Origin of the sequence: Streptomyces sp. WZ-12 (assembly GCF_028898845.1) — a bacterium.
Classification (GTDB): Bacteria; Actinomycetota; Actinomycetes; order Streptomycetales; family Streptomycetaceae; genus Streptomyces.
The window spans coordinates 2,748,154-2,764,455 of the sequence record NZ_CP118574.1 but is presented as its reverse complement, the minus strand read 5'-3'; the positions used below and the strand labels follow the sequence as shown (position 1 = coordinate 2,764,455).

At 72.1% G+C, this 16,302-nt stretch carries 10 protein-coding genes; 8 read left to right on the top strand and 2 right to left on the bottom strand.

Annotation, left to right across the window (positions count from 1 at the left end; genetic code table 11):
• The first annotated feature begins 50 nt into the window (after window positions 1-50).
• On the top strand, window positions 51-1,538 hold the full coding sequence (hflX, locus tag PV796_RS11495) for a GTPase HflX (protein WP_274912854.1): 1,488 nt from the start codon (window positions 51-53) through the stop codon (window positions 1,536-1,538).
• 127 nt (window positions 1,539-1,665) lie between these two features.
• Here hflX and PV796_RS11490 read toward each other — a convergent pair whose 3' ends face one another.
• Complete coding sequence (locus tag PV796_RS11490) at window positions 1,666-2,904, bottom strand: trypsin-like serine peptidase (protein ID WP_274912853.1); 1,239 nt, start codon at window positions 2,902-2,904, stop codon at window positions 1,666-1,668.
• A gap of 285 nt (window positions 2,905-3,189) precedes the next feature.
• On the opposite strand from PV796_RS11490, the gene PV796_RS11485 reads away from it, so the two are divergent.
• From PV796_RS11485 to PV796_RS11465, 5 genes are all read left to right on the top strand, one after another.
• On the top strand, window positions 3,190-4,584 hold the full coding sequence (locus PV796_RS11485) for a diaminobutyrate--2-oxoglutarate transaminase family protein (RefSeq protein WP_274912852.1): 1,395 nt from the start codon (window positions 3,190-3,192) through the stop codon (window positions 4,582-4,584).
• Complete coding sequence (locus PV796_RS11480; protein WP_274912851.1) at window positions 4,581-6,596, top strand: IucA/IucC family protein; 2,016 nt, start codon at window positions 4,581-4,583, stop codon at window positions 6,594-6,596. Before PV796_RS11485 ends, PV796_RS11480 begins: the two co-directional genes overlap by 4 nt.
• A gap of 36 nt (window positions 6,597-6,632) precedes the next feature.
• On the top strand, window positions 6,633-7,313 hold the full coding sequence (locus PV796_RS11475) for a GNAT family N-acetyltransferase (RefSeq protein ID WP_274912850.1): 681 nt from the start codon (window positions 6,633-6,635) through the stop codon (window positions 7,311-7,313).
• 114 nt (window positions 7,314-7,427) lie between these two features.
• The gene (locus PV796_RS11470) at window positions 7,428-9,236 is read left to right on the top strand and encodes an IucA/IucC family protein (RefSeq protein ID WP_446750681.1); all 1,809 of its coding nucleotides are present in this window, start codon (window positions 7,428-7,430) and stop codon (window positions 9,234-9,236) included.
• Window positions 9,237-9,278: 42 nt separating this feature from the next.
• Window positions 9,279-11,258: an ATP-dependent DNA helicase gene (locus PV796_RS11465; protein ID WP_274912849.1), complete on the top strand. Its 1,980-nt coding sequence runs from the start codon at window positions 9,279-9,281 to the stop codon at window positions 11,256-11,258.
• A gap of 109 nt (window positions 11,259-11,367) precedes the next feature.
• Here PV796_RS11465 and lexA read toward each other — a convergent pair whose 3' ends face one another.
• Window positions 11,368-12,165, bottom strand: coding sequence for a transcriptional repressor LexA (gene lexA / locus PV796_RS11460; RefSeq protein WP_274912848.1), 798 nt, complete (start codon window positions 12,163-12,165; stop codon window positions 11,368-11,370).
• Window positions 12,166-12,728: 563 nt separating this feature from the next.
• Between lexA and nrdR the strand changes: the two genes are divergently transcribed.
• Entirely contained in the window at window positions 12,729-13,256 is a 528-nt protein-coding gene (nrdR, locus tag PV796_RS11455) for a transcriptional regulator NrdR (protein ID WP_274912847.1), read from the top strand.
• Between the two features lie 124 nt (window positions 13,257-13,380).
• The gene (locus PV796_RS11450; protein ID WP_274912846.1) at window positions 13,381-16,263 is read left to right on the top strand and encodes a vitamin B12-dependent ribonucleotide reductase; all 2,883 of its coding nucleotides are present in this window, start codon (window positions 13,381-13,383) and stop codon (window positions 16,261-16,263) included.
• Window positions 16,264-16,302 lie beyond the last annotated feature (39 nt).

Sequence of the window (16,302 nt, the reverse complement as noted above, 5' to 3'; positions counted from 1 at the left end):
CCCGGCGGGACCGACCGGTCCCCGGGGCGCCCTACGACGCGAAGGATCAAATGACCTCCTCTTCTTCCCTTCCGCAGGACCGGCAGCGCCTCCCCGAGAGCCTTCGGGCCGACGCCCTGATGGAAGAGGACGTCGCCTGGAGCCACGAGATCGACGGGGAGCGCGACGGCGACCAGTACGACCGCTCCGAACGCGCGGCACTCCGCCGCGTCGCCGGGCTCTCCACCGAGCTTGAGGACGTCACCGAGGTCGAGTACCGGCAGCTGCGCCTGGAGCGCGTGGTGCTGGTCGGCGTCTGGACGTCCGGGACGGTGCAGGACGCGGAGAACTCCCTCGCCGAGCTGGCCGCGCTGGCCGAGACCGCCGGCGCCCTGGTGCTCGACGGCCTCGTCCAGCGCCGCGACAAGCCCGACCCGGCCACCTACATCGGTTCCGGCAAGGCCCTGGAGCTGCGCGACATCGTGCTGGAGTCCGGGGCGGACACCGTGGTCTGCGACGGTGAGCTCTCGCCGGGCCAGTTGATCCACCTTGAGGACGTCGTCAAGGTCAAGGTGGTCGACCGGACCGCCCTGATCCTCGACATCTTCGCCCAGCACGCCAAGTCCCGGGAGGGCAAGGCACAGGTCTCGCTGGCACAGATGCAGTACATGCTCCCCAGGCTCCGCGGTTGGGGTCAGTCGCTGTCCCGTCAGATGGGTGGCGGTGGCTCCGGCTCGGCCGGCGGCGGCATGGCCACCCGTGGTCCCGGTGAGACCAAGATCGAGACGGACCGGCGGCGGATCCGCGAGAAGATGGCGAAGATGCGCCGGGAGATCGCGGAGATGAAGACCGGCCGGGACGTCAAGCGCCAGGAGCGCCGGCGCAACAAGGTCCCCTCGGTCGCCATCGCCGGCTACACCAACGCCGGCAAGTCCTCGCTGCTGAACCGCCTCACCGGCGCCGGCGTCCTGGTGGAGAACGCCCTGTTCGCCACCCTGGATCCGACGGTCCGGCGGGCCGAGACCCCCAGCGGACGGCTCTACACCCTCGCCGACACCGTCGGCTTCGTCCGTCACCTGCCGCACCACCTCGTCGAGGCGTTCCGCTCCACGATGGAGGAGGTCGCCGACGCCGACCTGATCCTGCACGTCGTCGACGGCTCGCACCCGGTGCCGGAGGAGCAGCTGGCGGCGGTCCGCGAGGTGATCCGCGACGTCGGCGCCACCGATGTGCCCGAGATCGTCATCGTCAACAAGGCCGACGCGGCCGACCCGTTGACGCTCCAGCGGCTGCTGCGCCAGGAGAAGCGCGCCCTGGTGGTCTCCGCCCGTACGGGCAAGGGCATCGCCGAACTGCGCGACCTGCTCGACGCGGAACTCCCGCGTCCGCAGGTCGAGATCGAGGTGCTGGTGCCCTACACCCAGGGCGCCCTGGTCTCGCGGGCGCACGCCGAGGGTGAGGTCATCTCCGAGGAGCACACCGCCGACGGCACCGTGCTCAAGGCCCGGGTCCACGAGGAACTGGCCGCCGAGTTCCAGCCGTTCGTCCAGGCCGCCTGACGGTCCGGGCGGACGCTCGCTCGCGTACGCACAAGGGTGAGGGCCCGCCCCCGGGAGACCGGGGGCGGGCCCTCACCCTTGTGCGTACGCGAGCGAGCGGCGCCGTCGACGCCGCCCGCTCACACCGCTACTGCTGGTTCGCCCACTTCTTGCTCATCGCGTCGAAGAGGGACTTGGCCTCGGCGCCCAGGTGCGGGCCGGCCGACCAACGGGCCGGGCGCGGCCCCATCGACATGTTGGAGACCAGCACCGGCTTGCCGTCCGAACCCTTGATGAACCAGGGGCCACCCGACGAACCGCCGGTCATGGTGCAGCCGATGCGGTACATGGTCGGCTTCTTGGCGTCCAGCGACAGCCGGGTCGGCTTGTCGGTGCAGGACTGCTGCACCGCGCCGTCGAACGGCGGCTCGGCCGGGTAACCCTGCGCCGTCAGGCTCGGGATCTTCGACATCGCCGGGGCGTTGAAGTCGACGGCGTAGGCGCCACCGGCCATCTCCTCCAGCGACTTGCCGCCGGTGTTCTCCTCCGGCTTCACGTGCATCAGCGCGAAGTCGTACGGGGCCATCGGGACGCCCGGCACGGCGCCGCCGTCCTTGATCCACTCCTTGGACGTCGACATGTCGTCCGCCCACCACTTGCCCGACGGGACCCGGTCCTCGAACGGGGTGGTCTTCATCTGGGTGGCCGGCACCCCGGTCCGGTTGAAGTTCGGGACGAACATCATGTTCCGGTACCAACCGCCGTTCTTGCCGGCGTGCACGCAGTGCGCGGCGGTCCACACGAGGTTGGACTTGCCCGGGTGCGCCGGGTCCTTGACCACGGTGGCGGAGCAACGGGACTCGCCCTGCGGCGTGCTGAAGAGCAGCAGGCCGACGCCCGGCGCGGTGGAGGTGTAGGGCGTCTTCACCGGCTGCGCGGTGACCGCCGCCGGCTCCGGGTCGGTCTTGCCCTGGTCCTCGGCGATGTCAGAGGGCTTGCTGGGGTCCTGGGGCGGCTTGACCTTGTCGATCTTGTCCGGGTTCCAGAAGTTCTTGATGATCGGGTTGATGAACTCCCCGGCCTCCCGGAGCCACTTGTCCTTGTCCCAGTTCTTCCACTCCCCGTTCTTCCACTTGTCCAGGTCGACGCCGTGCTGCTTGAGCTTGTCCTGGAGGTCCTTGGGGATCTTGATCGCACCCCCGCCCGAGGTGTCCTGGGCGGACTCGCTGGGCTTGGCGTCCGCGTTGTCGCCCGACGGCCCGCAGCCGGTCGCGGTCAGCGCCACGACGGCGGTGAGGGCGGCGGCGGCCAGGACGGGGGACCTGCGGGCGCGCAGCGCCCTCCTCCCGGGGCGGTGAGGGGCGGCGGGCGGGCGTATCGATCGCATGGGCGGAATCTCCCCCTGTGTCAAACGGATTGAGCCGGTCCGGCTCAGGAGCGGAGCCCCCGTCGCGGGATTTGTCATGAACCGCAAGATCCGGGTGCAGCCCCCCCACTATGCCGGTGACCGGGGGGACGACGGTACCCGGGGCCCCGGTTCCCGCCGTCAAGGATCTTGACGCCGTCCCGTGTTCCCACGCCGGTGCCGTCGTTGGTACGTACGGGGGACGGCCGGGCTGCCCGTTGGCCGCGCGGTATCCAGCAGTTCACCAGCCGGGAGGACACAACTGCCGTGGCGTTGACCGAAATCGGGCCGGCGGCCGCACCGTCGGCCCACGAGGGGATCCTGCGCCGCCAGGCCCTGCGTGAGTCCGCCGCCCGCACGTACGCGCGCTCGCTCCCGATCGTCCCGGTGCGCGCCCGCGGGCTGACCATCGAGGGCGCCGACGGCCGGCGCTACCTCGACTGCCTCTCCGGGGCCGGCACGTTGGCGCTCGGCCACAACCACCCCGTGGTCCTGGAGGCGATCCGCGCCGTCCTCGACTCCGGCGCGCCGCTGCACGTCCTCGACCTGGCGACCCCGGTCAAGGACGCCTTCACCACGGAGCTGTTCGCCACTCTGCCCGGGGAGTTGGCCGAAAAGGGGCGGATCCAGTTCTGCGGCCCGGCCGGTACCGACGCCGTCGAGGCCGCCCTCACCCTCGTCCGCACCGCCACCGGCCGCCAGGGACTCGCGGCCTTCTCCGGCGCCTACCACGGCATGACCGCCGGCGCCCTGGCCGCCTCCGGCGGGGCCCGGCACCCCGGAGTGACCCGGCTTCCCTACCCCTACGCCTACCGCTGCCCGTTCGGGACCGGCGGCGAGCGCGGCGCCGAACTCTCCGCCCGCTGGACCGAGAACCTCCTCGACGACCCCAAGGGCGGGGTGCCCCGGCCCGCCGGGATGATCCTCGAACCGGTCCAGGGCGAGGGCGGCGTGATCCCCGCCCCGGCCGGCTGGCTGCGCCGGATGCGGGAGATCACCGCCGCCCGCGACATCCCCCTGATCGTCGACGAGGTCCAGACCGGCGTCGGCCGCACCGGCACCTTCTGGGCCGTCGAACAGAGCGGCATCGTGCCCGACGTGCTCGTGCTGTCCAAGGCGATCGGCGGCAGCCTGCCGCTCGCGGTCATCGTCTACCGCGAGGAACTGGACGCCTGGCGCCCCGGCGCGCACGCCGGCACCTTCCGCGGCAACCAACTCGCCATGGCCGCCGGCACCGCCACCCTCGCCTACGTCCGCCGCAACGGCCTGGCCACCCGCGCCGCCGAGCTCGGCGCCACGATGCTCGCCCGGCTCCGCGAAGTCGCCGCCGCCCACGACTGCATCGGCGACGTCCGCGGCAGCGGCCTGATGCTCGGCGTCGAACTCGTCGACCGGGACGCCGACGCCGATCCGCTCGGCGCCCGCCCCGCCGCCCCGGCGCTCGCCGCCGCCGTCCAACAGGCGTGCCTGGAACGCGGCCTGATCGTCGAACTCGGCGGCCGGCACTCCGCCGTCGTCCGCCTGCTGCCACCCCTGACCCTCACCGACGAACAGGCGGACGCGGTCCTCGACCGGCTCGCCGACGCCATCGCGGCGGCCGTCCGCGCCACCCCCGGGCCCCCGGGCTCACCCCCCACCACCCTGCGAGGCACCCCCGCATGAACGAACGCCCTGGCCACGACGGCATCCAGGCCGCCGAGCGGTTCCCCGCCCACCCACCGGGCGCCGGCCTCGTCGAACCGGCCGTCCCCCGCCAACAGCGCCGCCCCGGCGACGACACCTGCCACCAACAGACCCCGGCCGCCGGCCACCGCGGCGCCCACGGCCCCGTGCGCCACCCCGACGCCGACCCCCTCGACCACCCGGACCCGGCCGTCGCCGCCGACGCCGCCGGCATCGAGAACCTCCTGCGCTGCTGGATCCGCGAGCACGACACCCCCCGCCCCGCCGGCGGTCGGCTGCGGCTGGCCCTGCACGCCAGCGCCACCGCCCTGCACGTCCCCGTCCGGCACTGGTCACCCACCGGCTGGCACCGCCTGGGCGCCCCCACCCTCGAAGGCACCCCGGCCGGCTCCGCCCCGTTGGACGCCGTCACCCTCGCCGCGCTGCTGCGCCGGGAGGCCGCGCACGGCGGCGACCGGCGGGCCTCGGACGGCGGCGAACACCGGGTCGCCGACGGCGACGAACCGCCCGCAGCGGACGGCCCGCAGGCCCCGGACGGCGACGGCGCCGAACTGGTCGGCCGGGTCGCCAACTCCGTGCGCATCACCGCCCTGTTCATCGCCGACCGGCGTGCCCACCCCGCGCAGGACCCGGGCTCCCGTTTCCTCGACGCCGAGCAGTCGCTCCTCCTGGGCCACCCCCTGCACCCCACGCCCAAGAGCCGCGAGGGCCTCACCGACGCCGAGGTCCGCGCCTATTCGCCCGAACTCCGCGGCTCCTTCCCGCTCCACTGGATGGCCGTCGACCCCTCCGCCGTCGCCGCCGACTCCGCCTGGACCGAGCGCGGCCGCACCGTGCCCGCCGGGCAGCTCGCCGCCCAACTGGCCGGCGACGGACTGCCGTTGCCCGAGGGCGCCGTGCCGCTGCCGCTCCACCCCTGGCAGGCCCGGGACCTCGCCAGCCGCCCGGAGGTCGCCGCGCTGCGCGACGCCGGACTGCTGCACGACCTCGGCCCGCACGGCCCCCACTGGCACCCCACCTCCTCCGTCCGCACGGTCTGCCGCCCCGGGGCGCCCGCGATGCTCAAGCTCTCCCTGGGCGTGCGCATCACCAACTCCCGCCGGGAGAACCTCCGCAAGGAACTGCTGCGCGGCGTCGAGGTCCACCGGCTGCTGCGCACCGGACTCGCCGCGCAGTGGCAGGCCGCCTTCCCCACCGCCCCCGGCTTCGACATCGTCCGCGACCCCGCCTACCTCGCCGTCGACGCACCGGACGGCACCCCCGTCCAGGGCCTGGACGTGGTCGTCCGCCACCAGCCCTTCGACGCCGCCGACGACGCCGTCTGCATCGCCGGGCTCACCGCGCCGCGCCCCTGGCCCGACCACGGCGCGATGCGCTCCCGTCTGGAGAGCGTCGTCGGCGCGCTCAGCGCCCGCACCGGGCGGCCGGCCGGCGCGGTGGCCACGGAGTGGTTCCTGCGCTACCTCGAAGCCGTCGTCCGTCCCGTCCTCTGGCTCGACGGGACGGCCGGCGTCGCCCTGGAGGCCCACCAGCAGAACACCCTCGTCCTCCTGGACGCCGACGGCTGGCCCGTAGGCGGGCGCTACCGCGACAACCAGGGCTACTACTTCCGCACCTCCCGCCGCGCGGAGCTGGACCGGCGACTGCCGGGCATCGGCATCGCCAGCGACACCTTCGTCGCCGACGACGTCACCGACGAACGCTTCGCCTACTACCTCGGCATCAACAACGTCCTCGGCCTCATCGGGGCGTTCGGCGCGGCCCGGCTGATCCGCGAGGAGCTCCTGCTCGCCGCCTTCCGGCGGTTCCTCACCGACGCCGCGGCGGCCCCCGCCGCGCACCGCTCCACCCTGCCCGAACTGCTGCTGACCGCCCGCACCCTGCGCTGCAAGGCCAACCTCGCGACCCGGCTGCACGGCCTGGACGAGCTCGTCGGCCCGGTGGACACCCAGTCCGTCTACGTCACCGTCCCCAACCCGCTCGTGCCCTAGGCCCTGTTGTCCCCAGCCCCCACAGGAGGGCGTCACGTGCCCCCGACCGAATCCGGCCTCACCTCCCCGCCGGACGCCGTCCACGGCGACCCACCCGCGCCCCACCCCGGCGCGGCACCGCCCGCGGCCCCCACCCCGGCCGCGGGCCCGCTGCTGGACGACCTGGCCGCCTGGCCGCCGGCGGACACTCCCGCCGGGCCGTTCGCCCTCGTCCCCGTGGACCCGGGGCGCGACCTGGACCGGATCGTCGCCTGGATGAACGAGCCGGCCGTGAACGCCTTTTGGGAGCTGGCCGGCCCCCCGGAGACCACCGCCGCCCACCTGCGCGCCCAACTGGACGGCGACGGCCGCAGCGTGCCCTGCCTGGGCGTGCTGGACGGCGCCCCGATGAGCTACTGGGAGATCTACCGCGCCGACCTGGACCGCGTCGCCCGCTACTACCCGGCGCGGCCCCACGACACCGGCATCCACCTGCTGCTGGGCGCCGGCCGCGACCGCGGGCGCGGCCTGGGCACCGCGCTGCTGCGCGCCACCGCCGACCTCGTCCTGGACCGCCGCCCGCGGTGCGGACGCGTCATCGCCGAACCCGACCTGCGCAACACCCCCTCCGTCGCGGCCTTCCTGGGCGCCGGCTTCCGCTACGAGGAGGAGATCCAACTGCCCGAGAAACGCGCGGCGTTGATGGTCCGGGACCGCGCCCACCGCCACCAGCTCTGACCCCGGGGCCGTCCGTCGACGGCCCTGGCCCGCTCCGTCATCCATCCCGCCGGCCCGATTGTCCCCCGCACGTGCCCGGCCGGTCCCGCACCGAGGAGTCCCACCTTGCCTCCTGTGTCCCGTCCTTCCGCTCCCGCCGGCCGACCTGACCCGTCCGCCGCGTCCGGGCCCGCCCCGTCGCAGGGCGCCTGGCAGCGCGCCGCCCGCCGGCTGTTCGCCAAGACCCTCGGGGAATTCGCCTACGAGGAGATCCTCACCCCCGAACCCGAAGGCCCCGCCCCCGACGGCCGCACCCGCTACCGCCTGCCCGTCGCCGACGACCTCACCTACCGCTTCACCGCCCGCAGAGGCGCCTACGGGCACTGGCGCGTCGACGCCGACTCGATCACCCCGCACGCCGATCCCCTCCGTTTCCTGACCCGGGCCCACGACACCGTCCTGGGCCTGTCCGGCGACACCACCGGCCACCTCATCCGCGAACTCACCGCCACCCTCGCCGCCGACACCCGCCTGGACGCCACCGCGCTCAGCGCCGCGGACCTCGCCGACCTCGACTACGCCGCGCTCGAAGGCCACCAGACCGGCCACCCCTGGCTGGTCGCCAACAAGGGCCGACTCGGCTTCTCCGCCACCGACGCGGAAACCTGGGCCCCCGAGGCCCGCGCCCCGCGGCGGCTGCCCTGGCTCGCCGCCCACCGCCGCATCGCCCACTACCGCGGCGTCCCCGCACTCGCCACCCCCGATCGCCTCTACGACGGGGAACTCGACCCCGCCACCGCCCGCGCCTTCGCCGCCACCCTCGCCGACGCCGGCCGTAACCCGGCCGACTACCTCTACCTCCCCGTCCACCCCTGGCAGTGGGACGAGACCATCGCGCCGCTCTTCGCCCCGCAACTCGCCGACGGATCCATCATCGCGCTGCCCACTGACAACGACCTCCGCCTCCCGCAGCAGTCGATCCGCACCTTCCTCAACCTCACCCGCCCCCAGGCGCGCACCGTCAAACTCCCGCTGTCCATCCTCAACACCCTGGTCTGGCGCGGCCTGCCCACCGAACGGACCCTCGCCGCCCCCGCCGTCACCGGCTGGATGCACTCCCTACGCGACGGCGATACGTATCTGCGCGACGAGACGCGGGTGATCCTGCTCGGCGAGACCGCCTCCGTCACCGTGGAGCACCCCCTCTACGACCGGCTGCCCGGAGTCCCGTACCAGTACAAGGAGTTGCTCGGCTGTATCTGGCGGGAGCCGCTCACCCACTACCTCGTACCGGGGGAGCGCGCCCGCACGTTGGCCTCGCTGCTCCAGACCGACCCCACGGGCCGCGCGCTGACCGCGGAACTGGTGGACCGCTCCGGCCTGACCCCGCAAGGCTGGTTGACCCGGCTCTTCGCCGCCCTCCTGCCGCCGCTGCTGCACTTCCTCTACCAGTACGGGACGGTCTTCTCCCCGCACGGCGAGAACGCCATCGTCGTCTTCGACGAGAACGACATCCCCACCCGACTCGCCATGAAGGACTTCGTCGACGACGTCAACACCAGTGCCCAGCCGCTGCCGGAGCACGACGGCATGCCGGACGACGTCCGGGCGGTGCTGCTCACCGAACCCCCGGCATTTCTCACCCAGTTCATCCACTCCGGCCTGTTCGTCGGCGTCTTCCGGTACCTCGCTCCGCTGTGCGAGGACCAACTGGGCGTTCCCGAGGGGGAGTTCTGGTCACTCGTCCGGGCGGAGATCCTGCGGCACCACGAGCGCTTCCCGCACCTCAAGGAGCGGCAGGAGACCTTCGACCTGCTCACCCCGGAGATCGAGCGGCTCTGCCTGAACCGCAACCGGCTGCACGTGGACGGTTACCGCGACCGCCGCGACCGCCCGCACGCCGCCGTCCACGGCACCGTCCCCAACCCCCTGCACGTCCCGTGACCGACCCTGCTGTCAGTGGTCCCGCGTAGGCTTGCAGACGCTATGACGAAGCCCTCTCTCCCCGATCTGCTCCATGCCGCCGTCACCGCCGTCGGCGGCACCGAGCGGCCCGGCCAGGTGGCCATGGCCGAGGCCGTCGCCGAGGCCGTGGACGACAACGCCCACCTGTTGGTACAGGCCGGCACCGGCACCGGAAAGTCCCTCGGCTATCTGGTGCCGGCGCTGGCCCACGGCGAGCGGGTGGTGATCGCCACGGCCACCCTCGCCCTCCAGCGCCAGCTCGTCGAGCGCGATCTGCCGCGGACGGTCGAGGCGCTCCATCCGCAGCTGCGCCGCCGGCCGCAGTTCGCGATGCTCAAGGGCCGCTCCAACTACGTCTGCCTGCACCGCCTCCACGAGGGTGCCCCGCAGGACGAGGAGGACGGCCTCTTCGACGTCTTCGAGCAGGCCGCGCCCACCAGCAAGCTGGGCCAGGACCTGCTGCGGCTGCGGGACTGGGCGGACGAGACCGAGACCGGCGACCGCGACGACCTGACCCCCGGCGTCTCCGACCGCGCCTGGGGCCAGGTGTCGGTCTCGTCCCGGGAGTGCGTGGGCGCGTCGAAGTGCGCGTACGGCGCGGAGTGCTTCGCCGAGGCGGCCCGGGAGCGGGCCAAGCTGGCCGACGTGGTGATCACCAACCACGCGCTGCTGGCGATCGACGCCATCGAGGGCGCCCCGGTCCTGCCGCAGCACGAGGTGCTGATCATCGACGAGGGCCACGAGCTGGTCTCCCGGGTCACCGGCGTGGCCACCGGCGAGCTCACCCCCGGCCAGGTCAACCGCGCCGTCCGCCGCGCCGCCAAGCTGGTCAACGAGAAGGCGGCCGACCAGCTCCAGACCGCCGCGGAGACCTTCGAGCGGCTGATGGAGCTGGCGCTGCCCGGCCGCCTGGAGGAGATCCCCGAGGAGCTGGGGTACTGCCTGATGGCGCTGCGGGACGCCGCCCGCACGGTGATCGTCGCGCTCGGCTCCACCCGCGACAAGTCGGTCCAGGACGAGGACGCCGTCCGCAAGCAGGCCCTGGCCTCCGTGGAGAACGTCCACGACGTCGCCGAGCGGATCACCGGCGGCTCCGAGTACGACGTGGTCTGGTACGAGCGCCACGACCGCTTCGGCGCCTCGCTGCGGGTGGCGCCGCTGTCGGTCTCCGGCCTGCTGCGGGAGAAGCTGTTCACCGACCGCTCCGTGGTGCTGACCTCCGCCACCCTCAAGCTGGGCGGCGACTTCAACGGCGTGGCCGCCTCGTTGGGCCTGGGCCCGGAGGGCACCGCGCGCGAGGACGAGCCGGTGTGGAAGGGCCTGGACGTCGGCTCGCCCTTCGACTACGGCAAGCAGGGCATCCTCTACGTCGCCAAGCACCTCGCCCAGCCCGGCCGGGAGGGCAGTCGCGACGACATGCTGGACGAGCTGGCGGATCTGATCGAGGCGGCCGGCGGCCGGACGCTGGGGCTGTTCTCCTCCATGCGGGGCGCCCAGGCCGCGGCGGAGGCGATGCGCGGCCGGCTGGACATGCCGGTCCTGCTCCAGGGCGAGGAGACGCTCGGCGAGCTGATCCGGACGTTCGCCGCGGACGCCCGGACGTGCCTGTTCGGCACGCTGTCGCTGTGGCAGGGCGTGGATGTGCCGGGCCCCAACTGCCAGTTGGTGGTGATGGACCGGGTGCCGTTCCCGCGGCCCGACGACCCGCTGATGAGCGCACGGCAGAAGGCCGTGGAGGAGGCCGGCGGCAATGGCTTCATGGCGGTCGCGGCGACCCATGCCGCGCTGCTGATGGCCCAGGGCGCGGGCCGGCTGGTCCGGGCCACCGGTGACCGCGGCGTGGTCGCGGTGCTGGACCCACGGGTGGAGCGGGCCCGTTACGGCTCCTTCCTCCGCAAGTCCATGCCGGACTTCTGGTACACCACGGACCGGAATCAGGTCCGCCGCTCGCTGGCCCGCATCGACCAGGCGGCCAAGGAGGCCGAGGCGGCGGAGAAGTAGCGCGGGCGGGGCCCGGGGAGCGCCGCGGGAGCGGCTCCCGGACAGTACAGAGCCCCGGGACGGAACCGGCGCAGTGGTTCCGTCCCGGGGCCCGGTCGTGGGGGTGGCCTCAGACCCGGCGCAGCACCGCGACCACCTTGCCGAGGATGGTCGCCTCGTCGCCGGGGATGGGCTGGTACGCGGCGTTGTGCGGCAGCAGCCAGACATGGCCGTCCTCGCGCTTGAAGCGCTTGACGGTCGCCTCCCCGTCGAGCATGGCGGCGACGATGTCGCCGTTCTCGGCGACCGGCTGGCGGCGGACGGTGACCCAGTCGCCGTCACAGATGGCCGCCTCGATCATCGAGTCGCCGACGACCTTCAGCACGAACAGCTCGCCGTCGCCGACCAGTTGACGGGGGAGCGGGAAGACGTCCTCGACGGACTCCTCGGCCAGGATCGGCCCGCCGGCCGCGATCCGGCCGACCAGCGGGACGTAGGACGCGGCGGGCTTGCCGGCGGTCTCCGTCGCCGCGCTCGTCGGCTGGTCCGAGGCGCGGACCTCGTACGCCCGCGGGCGGTGCGGGTCGCGCCGGAGGAAGCCCTTCCGCTCCAGGGCCATGAGTTGGTGCGCGACGGAGGAGGTGCTGGAGAGCCCGACGGCCTGGCCGATCTCCCGCATCGACGGTGGATAGCCGCGCCGCTGCACCGAATCCCGGATCACCTCGATCACCCGGCGCTGGCGGTCGGTGAGCCCGGAACTGTCGGCACGAATACCCGGAGGGCGACCCGGCAACGAGCGGGCGGGCTTGTGCTCTTCGGAGTCCGACGTGGTCTCGTCCATCGGCCGCGGTGCCCTTTGCGGTTGCTCGAATCGGCTCTGGGAGTGGCTTTGTGCGGTGATGGTCGCGCTGTCTGCGGTAGTGGTCACGTCGGCCCCTCTCGAAATGTTCTCCCTAGTTAGCCAACGGTAGTTGCTTTCGAAAGGTTGCGCCAAACACACGTTCGAGTGAAAAATTCCGCGATTGGCTGACCTGATCAAGCGGTGCGGTGTATAGCCGAATGGCAATTCGGGCCCCCGGGGCGCGCGACCTCGGATTCCCGTCCGGATTCCGCTCCGGAATGCCGACCGGAACCCGCCGTGAAAGGCGGTCGACGGCACCGCGGCGACGGCCCGCCGCGGCGTCGCCGATTGTGTCATCCCCGCCCCTCCGGGCCCCGTGCCGGGTGGCTTCCCGTACCCTCTTGGACGGCCCGCACCCGCACCGCCAACGCGACACGCGGTAGGCAGATATAAGCGGCCCGACACCACATCTAGTGCTTAGATGCGGTCGGCCGCCTACAAGTTGTGGTGCCGGGTCCGTTGGGCCCCAGGGATCGCCTATGCTGGTGGCTGCTCCGAAGGGCCCGCAGGGACCGGCCGGAGGTGTCCGTCGTCGTACGCCGGTTCTCTTTGGCGTGCTTCCGTTTCCGAGGGTTGAGGAGGGTGGAGCCATGCACTGCCCCTTCTGCAGGCACCCGGACAGTCGGGTCGTCGACAGCCGCACCACGGACGACGGGACGGCGATCCGCCGCCGGCGCCAGTGCCCCGACTGCTCCCGCCGCTTCACGACCGTCGAGACGGCGTCGTTGATGGTGATCAAGCGGAGCGGGGTCACCGAGCCCTTCAGTCGCACCAAGGTCATCGCGGGCGTGCGGAAGGCGTGCCAGGGCCGCCCGGTCACCGAGGACGCCCTCGCCAAGCTCGGCCAGCGGGTCGAGGAGGCGGTGCGCGCCACCGGCAGCGCCGAGCTGACCACCCATGATGTCGGGCTCGCCATACTGGGCCCGTTGCAGGAACTCGACCTCGTCGCGTACCTGCGCTTCGCGTCCGTCTACCGGGCGTTCAACTCACTTGAGGACTTCGAGGCGGCCATCGCCGAGCTGCGTGAGCAGCGCGAGCAGGGGCCGCCCGCGCACGGCGGGGCCGACGAGGGGGCCGGCGAGCCGGTCGTTCCCGTGCCCGCCAACGCTGCCGACTAGAGCTCGGCGAGCATCCAGACCTGAGCCGGGACGAGAGCAGGGCGTCCCGACTCCGGAAAGACATACACCGTGCCACGGAATTTGTGTGCACATATGGGCGTTTGCCCGTATACAGGGAGGCGGAATGACAGAGACGACGAGCGGCCCGGCACGAGGCTCCCGCGCCAAGGGCAGCAAGGCGAGCAAGGGTCTGCGCATCGAGCGCATCCACACCACCCCCGGCGTGCATCCGTACGACGAGGTCGAGTGGGCGCGCCGTGACGTCGTCATGACCAACTGGCGCGACGGCTCGGTCAACTTCGAGCAGCGTGGCGTCGAGTTCCCCGATTTCTGGTCGGTGAACGCGGTCAACATCGTCACGAGCAAGTACTTCCGCGGCGCGGTGGGTTCCCCCAGCCGCGAGTCGAGCCTCAAGCAGCTCATCGACCGCGTGGTCAAGACGTACCGCAAGGGCGGTGAGGAGAACGGTTACTTCGCCTCCCCGGCTGACGCCGAGATCTTCGAGCACGAGCTGGCCTACGCCCTGCTCCACCAGATCTTCAGCTTCAACTCGCCGGTGTGGTTCAACGTCGGCACGAAGCAGCCGCAGCAGGTCAGCGCCTGCTTCATCCTCTCCGTGGACGACTCCATGGAGTCGATCCTGGACTGGTACAAGGAAGAGGGGATGATCTTCAAGGGCGGCTCCGGTGCCGGCCTGAACCTCTCCCGCATCCGCTCCTCCAAGGAGTTGCTCTCCTCCGGCGGCAACGCCTCAGGACCGGTCTCCTTCATGCGCGGCGCCGACGCCTCCGCCGGCACCATCAAGTCCGGTGGCGCCACCCGCCGCGCGGCCAAGATGGTCGTCCTCGACGTCGACCACCCCGACGTCGAGGCGTTCATCGAGACCAAGGTCAAGGAAGAGGAGAAGATCCGCGCGCTGCGCGACGCGGGCTTCGACATGGACCTGGGCGGCGACGACATCACGTCCGTCCAGTACCAGAACGCCAACAACTCGGTCCGCGTGAACGACGAGTTCATGAAGGCCGTCGAGTCCGGCGCCAACTTCGGCCTGCGCGGCCGGCTCACCGGCGAGGTCATCGAGGAGGTCGACGCCAAGTCGCTCTTCCGCAAGATGGCCGAGGCCGCCTGGGCCTGCGCCGACCCCGGCATCCAGTACGACGACACCATCAACCACTGGCACACCTCGCCGGAGTCGGGCCGCATCACCGCGTCCAACCCGTGTAGCGAGTACATGCACCTGGACAACTCCTCGTGCAACCTCGCCTCGCTCAACCTCCTGAAGTTCCTCCGCGACGACGAACAGGGCAACCAGTCCTTCGACGCCGCGCGGTTCGCCAAGGTCGTCGAGCTGGTCATCACGGCCATGGACATCTCGATCTGCTTCGCGGACTTCCCGACCGAGAAGATCGGCGAGACCACCCGCGCCTACCGCCAGCTCGGCATCGGCTACGCCAACCTCGGCGCCCTGCTGATGGCCACCGGCCACGCCTACGACTCCGACGGCGGCCGCGCCCTGGCCGGTGCCATCACCTCGCTGATGACCGGCACCTCCTACAAGCGCTCCGCCGAACTGGCCGCCATCGTCGGCCCGTACGACGGCTACGCCCGCAACGCCGACGCCCACAAGCGCGTCATGAAGCAGCACGCGGACGCCAACGCCGCGGCCAAGCGCATGGACGACCTGGACAACCCGGTCTGGGCGGCGGCCACCGAAGCGTGGCAGGACGTGCAGCGCCTCGGCGAGAAGAGCGGCTTCCGCAACGCCCAGGCGTCGGTGCTGGCCCCCACCGGCACCATCGGCCTGATGATGGACTGCGACACCACCGGCGTCGAGCCGGACCTGGCGCTGGTCAAGTTCAAGAAGCTGGTCGGCGGCGGCTCCATGCAGATCGTGAACAACACGGTCCCCAAGGCGCTCAAGCGACTCGGCTACCAGCCCGAGCAGGTCGAGGCGATCGTCGCCCACATCGCCGACCACGGCAACGTCGTCGACGCCCCCGGCCTCAAGCCGGAGCACTACGAGGTCTTCGACTGCGCCATGGGCGAGCGCTCCATCTCCCCGATGGGCCACGTCCGCATGATGGCCGCGGCCCAGCCGTTCCTGTCCGGTGCGATCTCCAAGACGGTCAACGTCCCGGAGACGGCCACCGTCGAGGAGATCGAGGACGTCTACTACCAGGGCTGGAAGCTGGGCCTGAAGGCGCTCGCGATCTACCGCGACAACTGCAAGGTCGGCCAGCCGCTCTCCGCCAAGAAGAAGGAGGAGGAGAAGAAGGCCGAGACCGCCGAGCAGCCCGCGGAGAAGAAGGTCGTCGAGTACCGACCGGTCCGCAAGCGGCTGCCCAAGGGGCGTCCCGGCATCACCACCTCCTTCACGGTCGGCGGCGCCGAGGGCTACATGACCGCCAACTCCTACCCGGACGACGGTCTCGGCGAGGTCTTCCTGAAGATGTCCAAGCAGGGCTCGACCCTCGCGGGCATGATGGACGCCTTCTCCATCGCGGTGTCGGTCGGCCTCCAGTACGGCGTGCCGCTGGAGACCTACGTCTCGAAGTTCGTCAACATGCGCTTCGAGCCGGCCGGCATGACCGACGACCCGGACGTGCGGATGGCACAGTCGATCGTCGACTACATCTTCCGCCGACTGGCGCTGGACTTCCTGCCGTTCGAGACCCGCTCGGCGCTGGGCATCCACTCCGTCGAGGAGCGCCAGCGTCACCTGGAGACCGGTTCGTACGAGCTGCCCGAGGACGAGGTCGACGTCGAGGGCCTGGCCCAGTCGGCCCCGAAGGTGGAGGCGCCCAAGCCGTCCGGCTCGTCGACCCCGGTCGTCGAGGAGAGCGCCGCGCCAGCCCCCAAGCAGGCGCACACCAACGCCGAACTGGTGGAGATGCAGCTGGGCATCAACGCGGACGCCCCGCTCTGCTTCTCCTGCGGTACCAAGATGCAGCGGGCTGGTAGCTGCTACCTCTGCGAGGGCTGCGGCTCGACCAGCGGCTGCAGCTAAGCCCGGAGCCCCGACGGGGCGGCGGCCGATGAGCGGCCG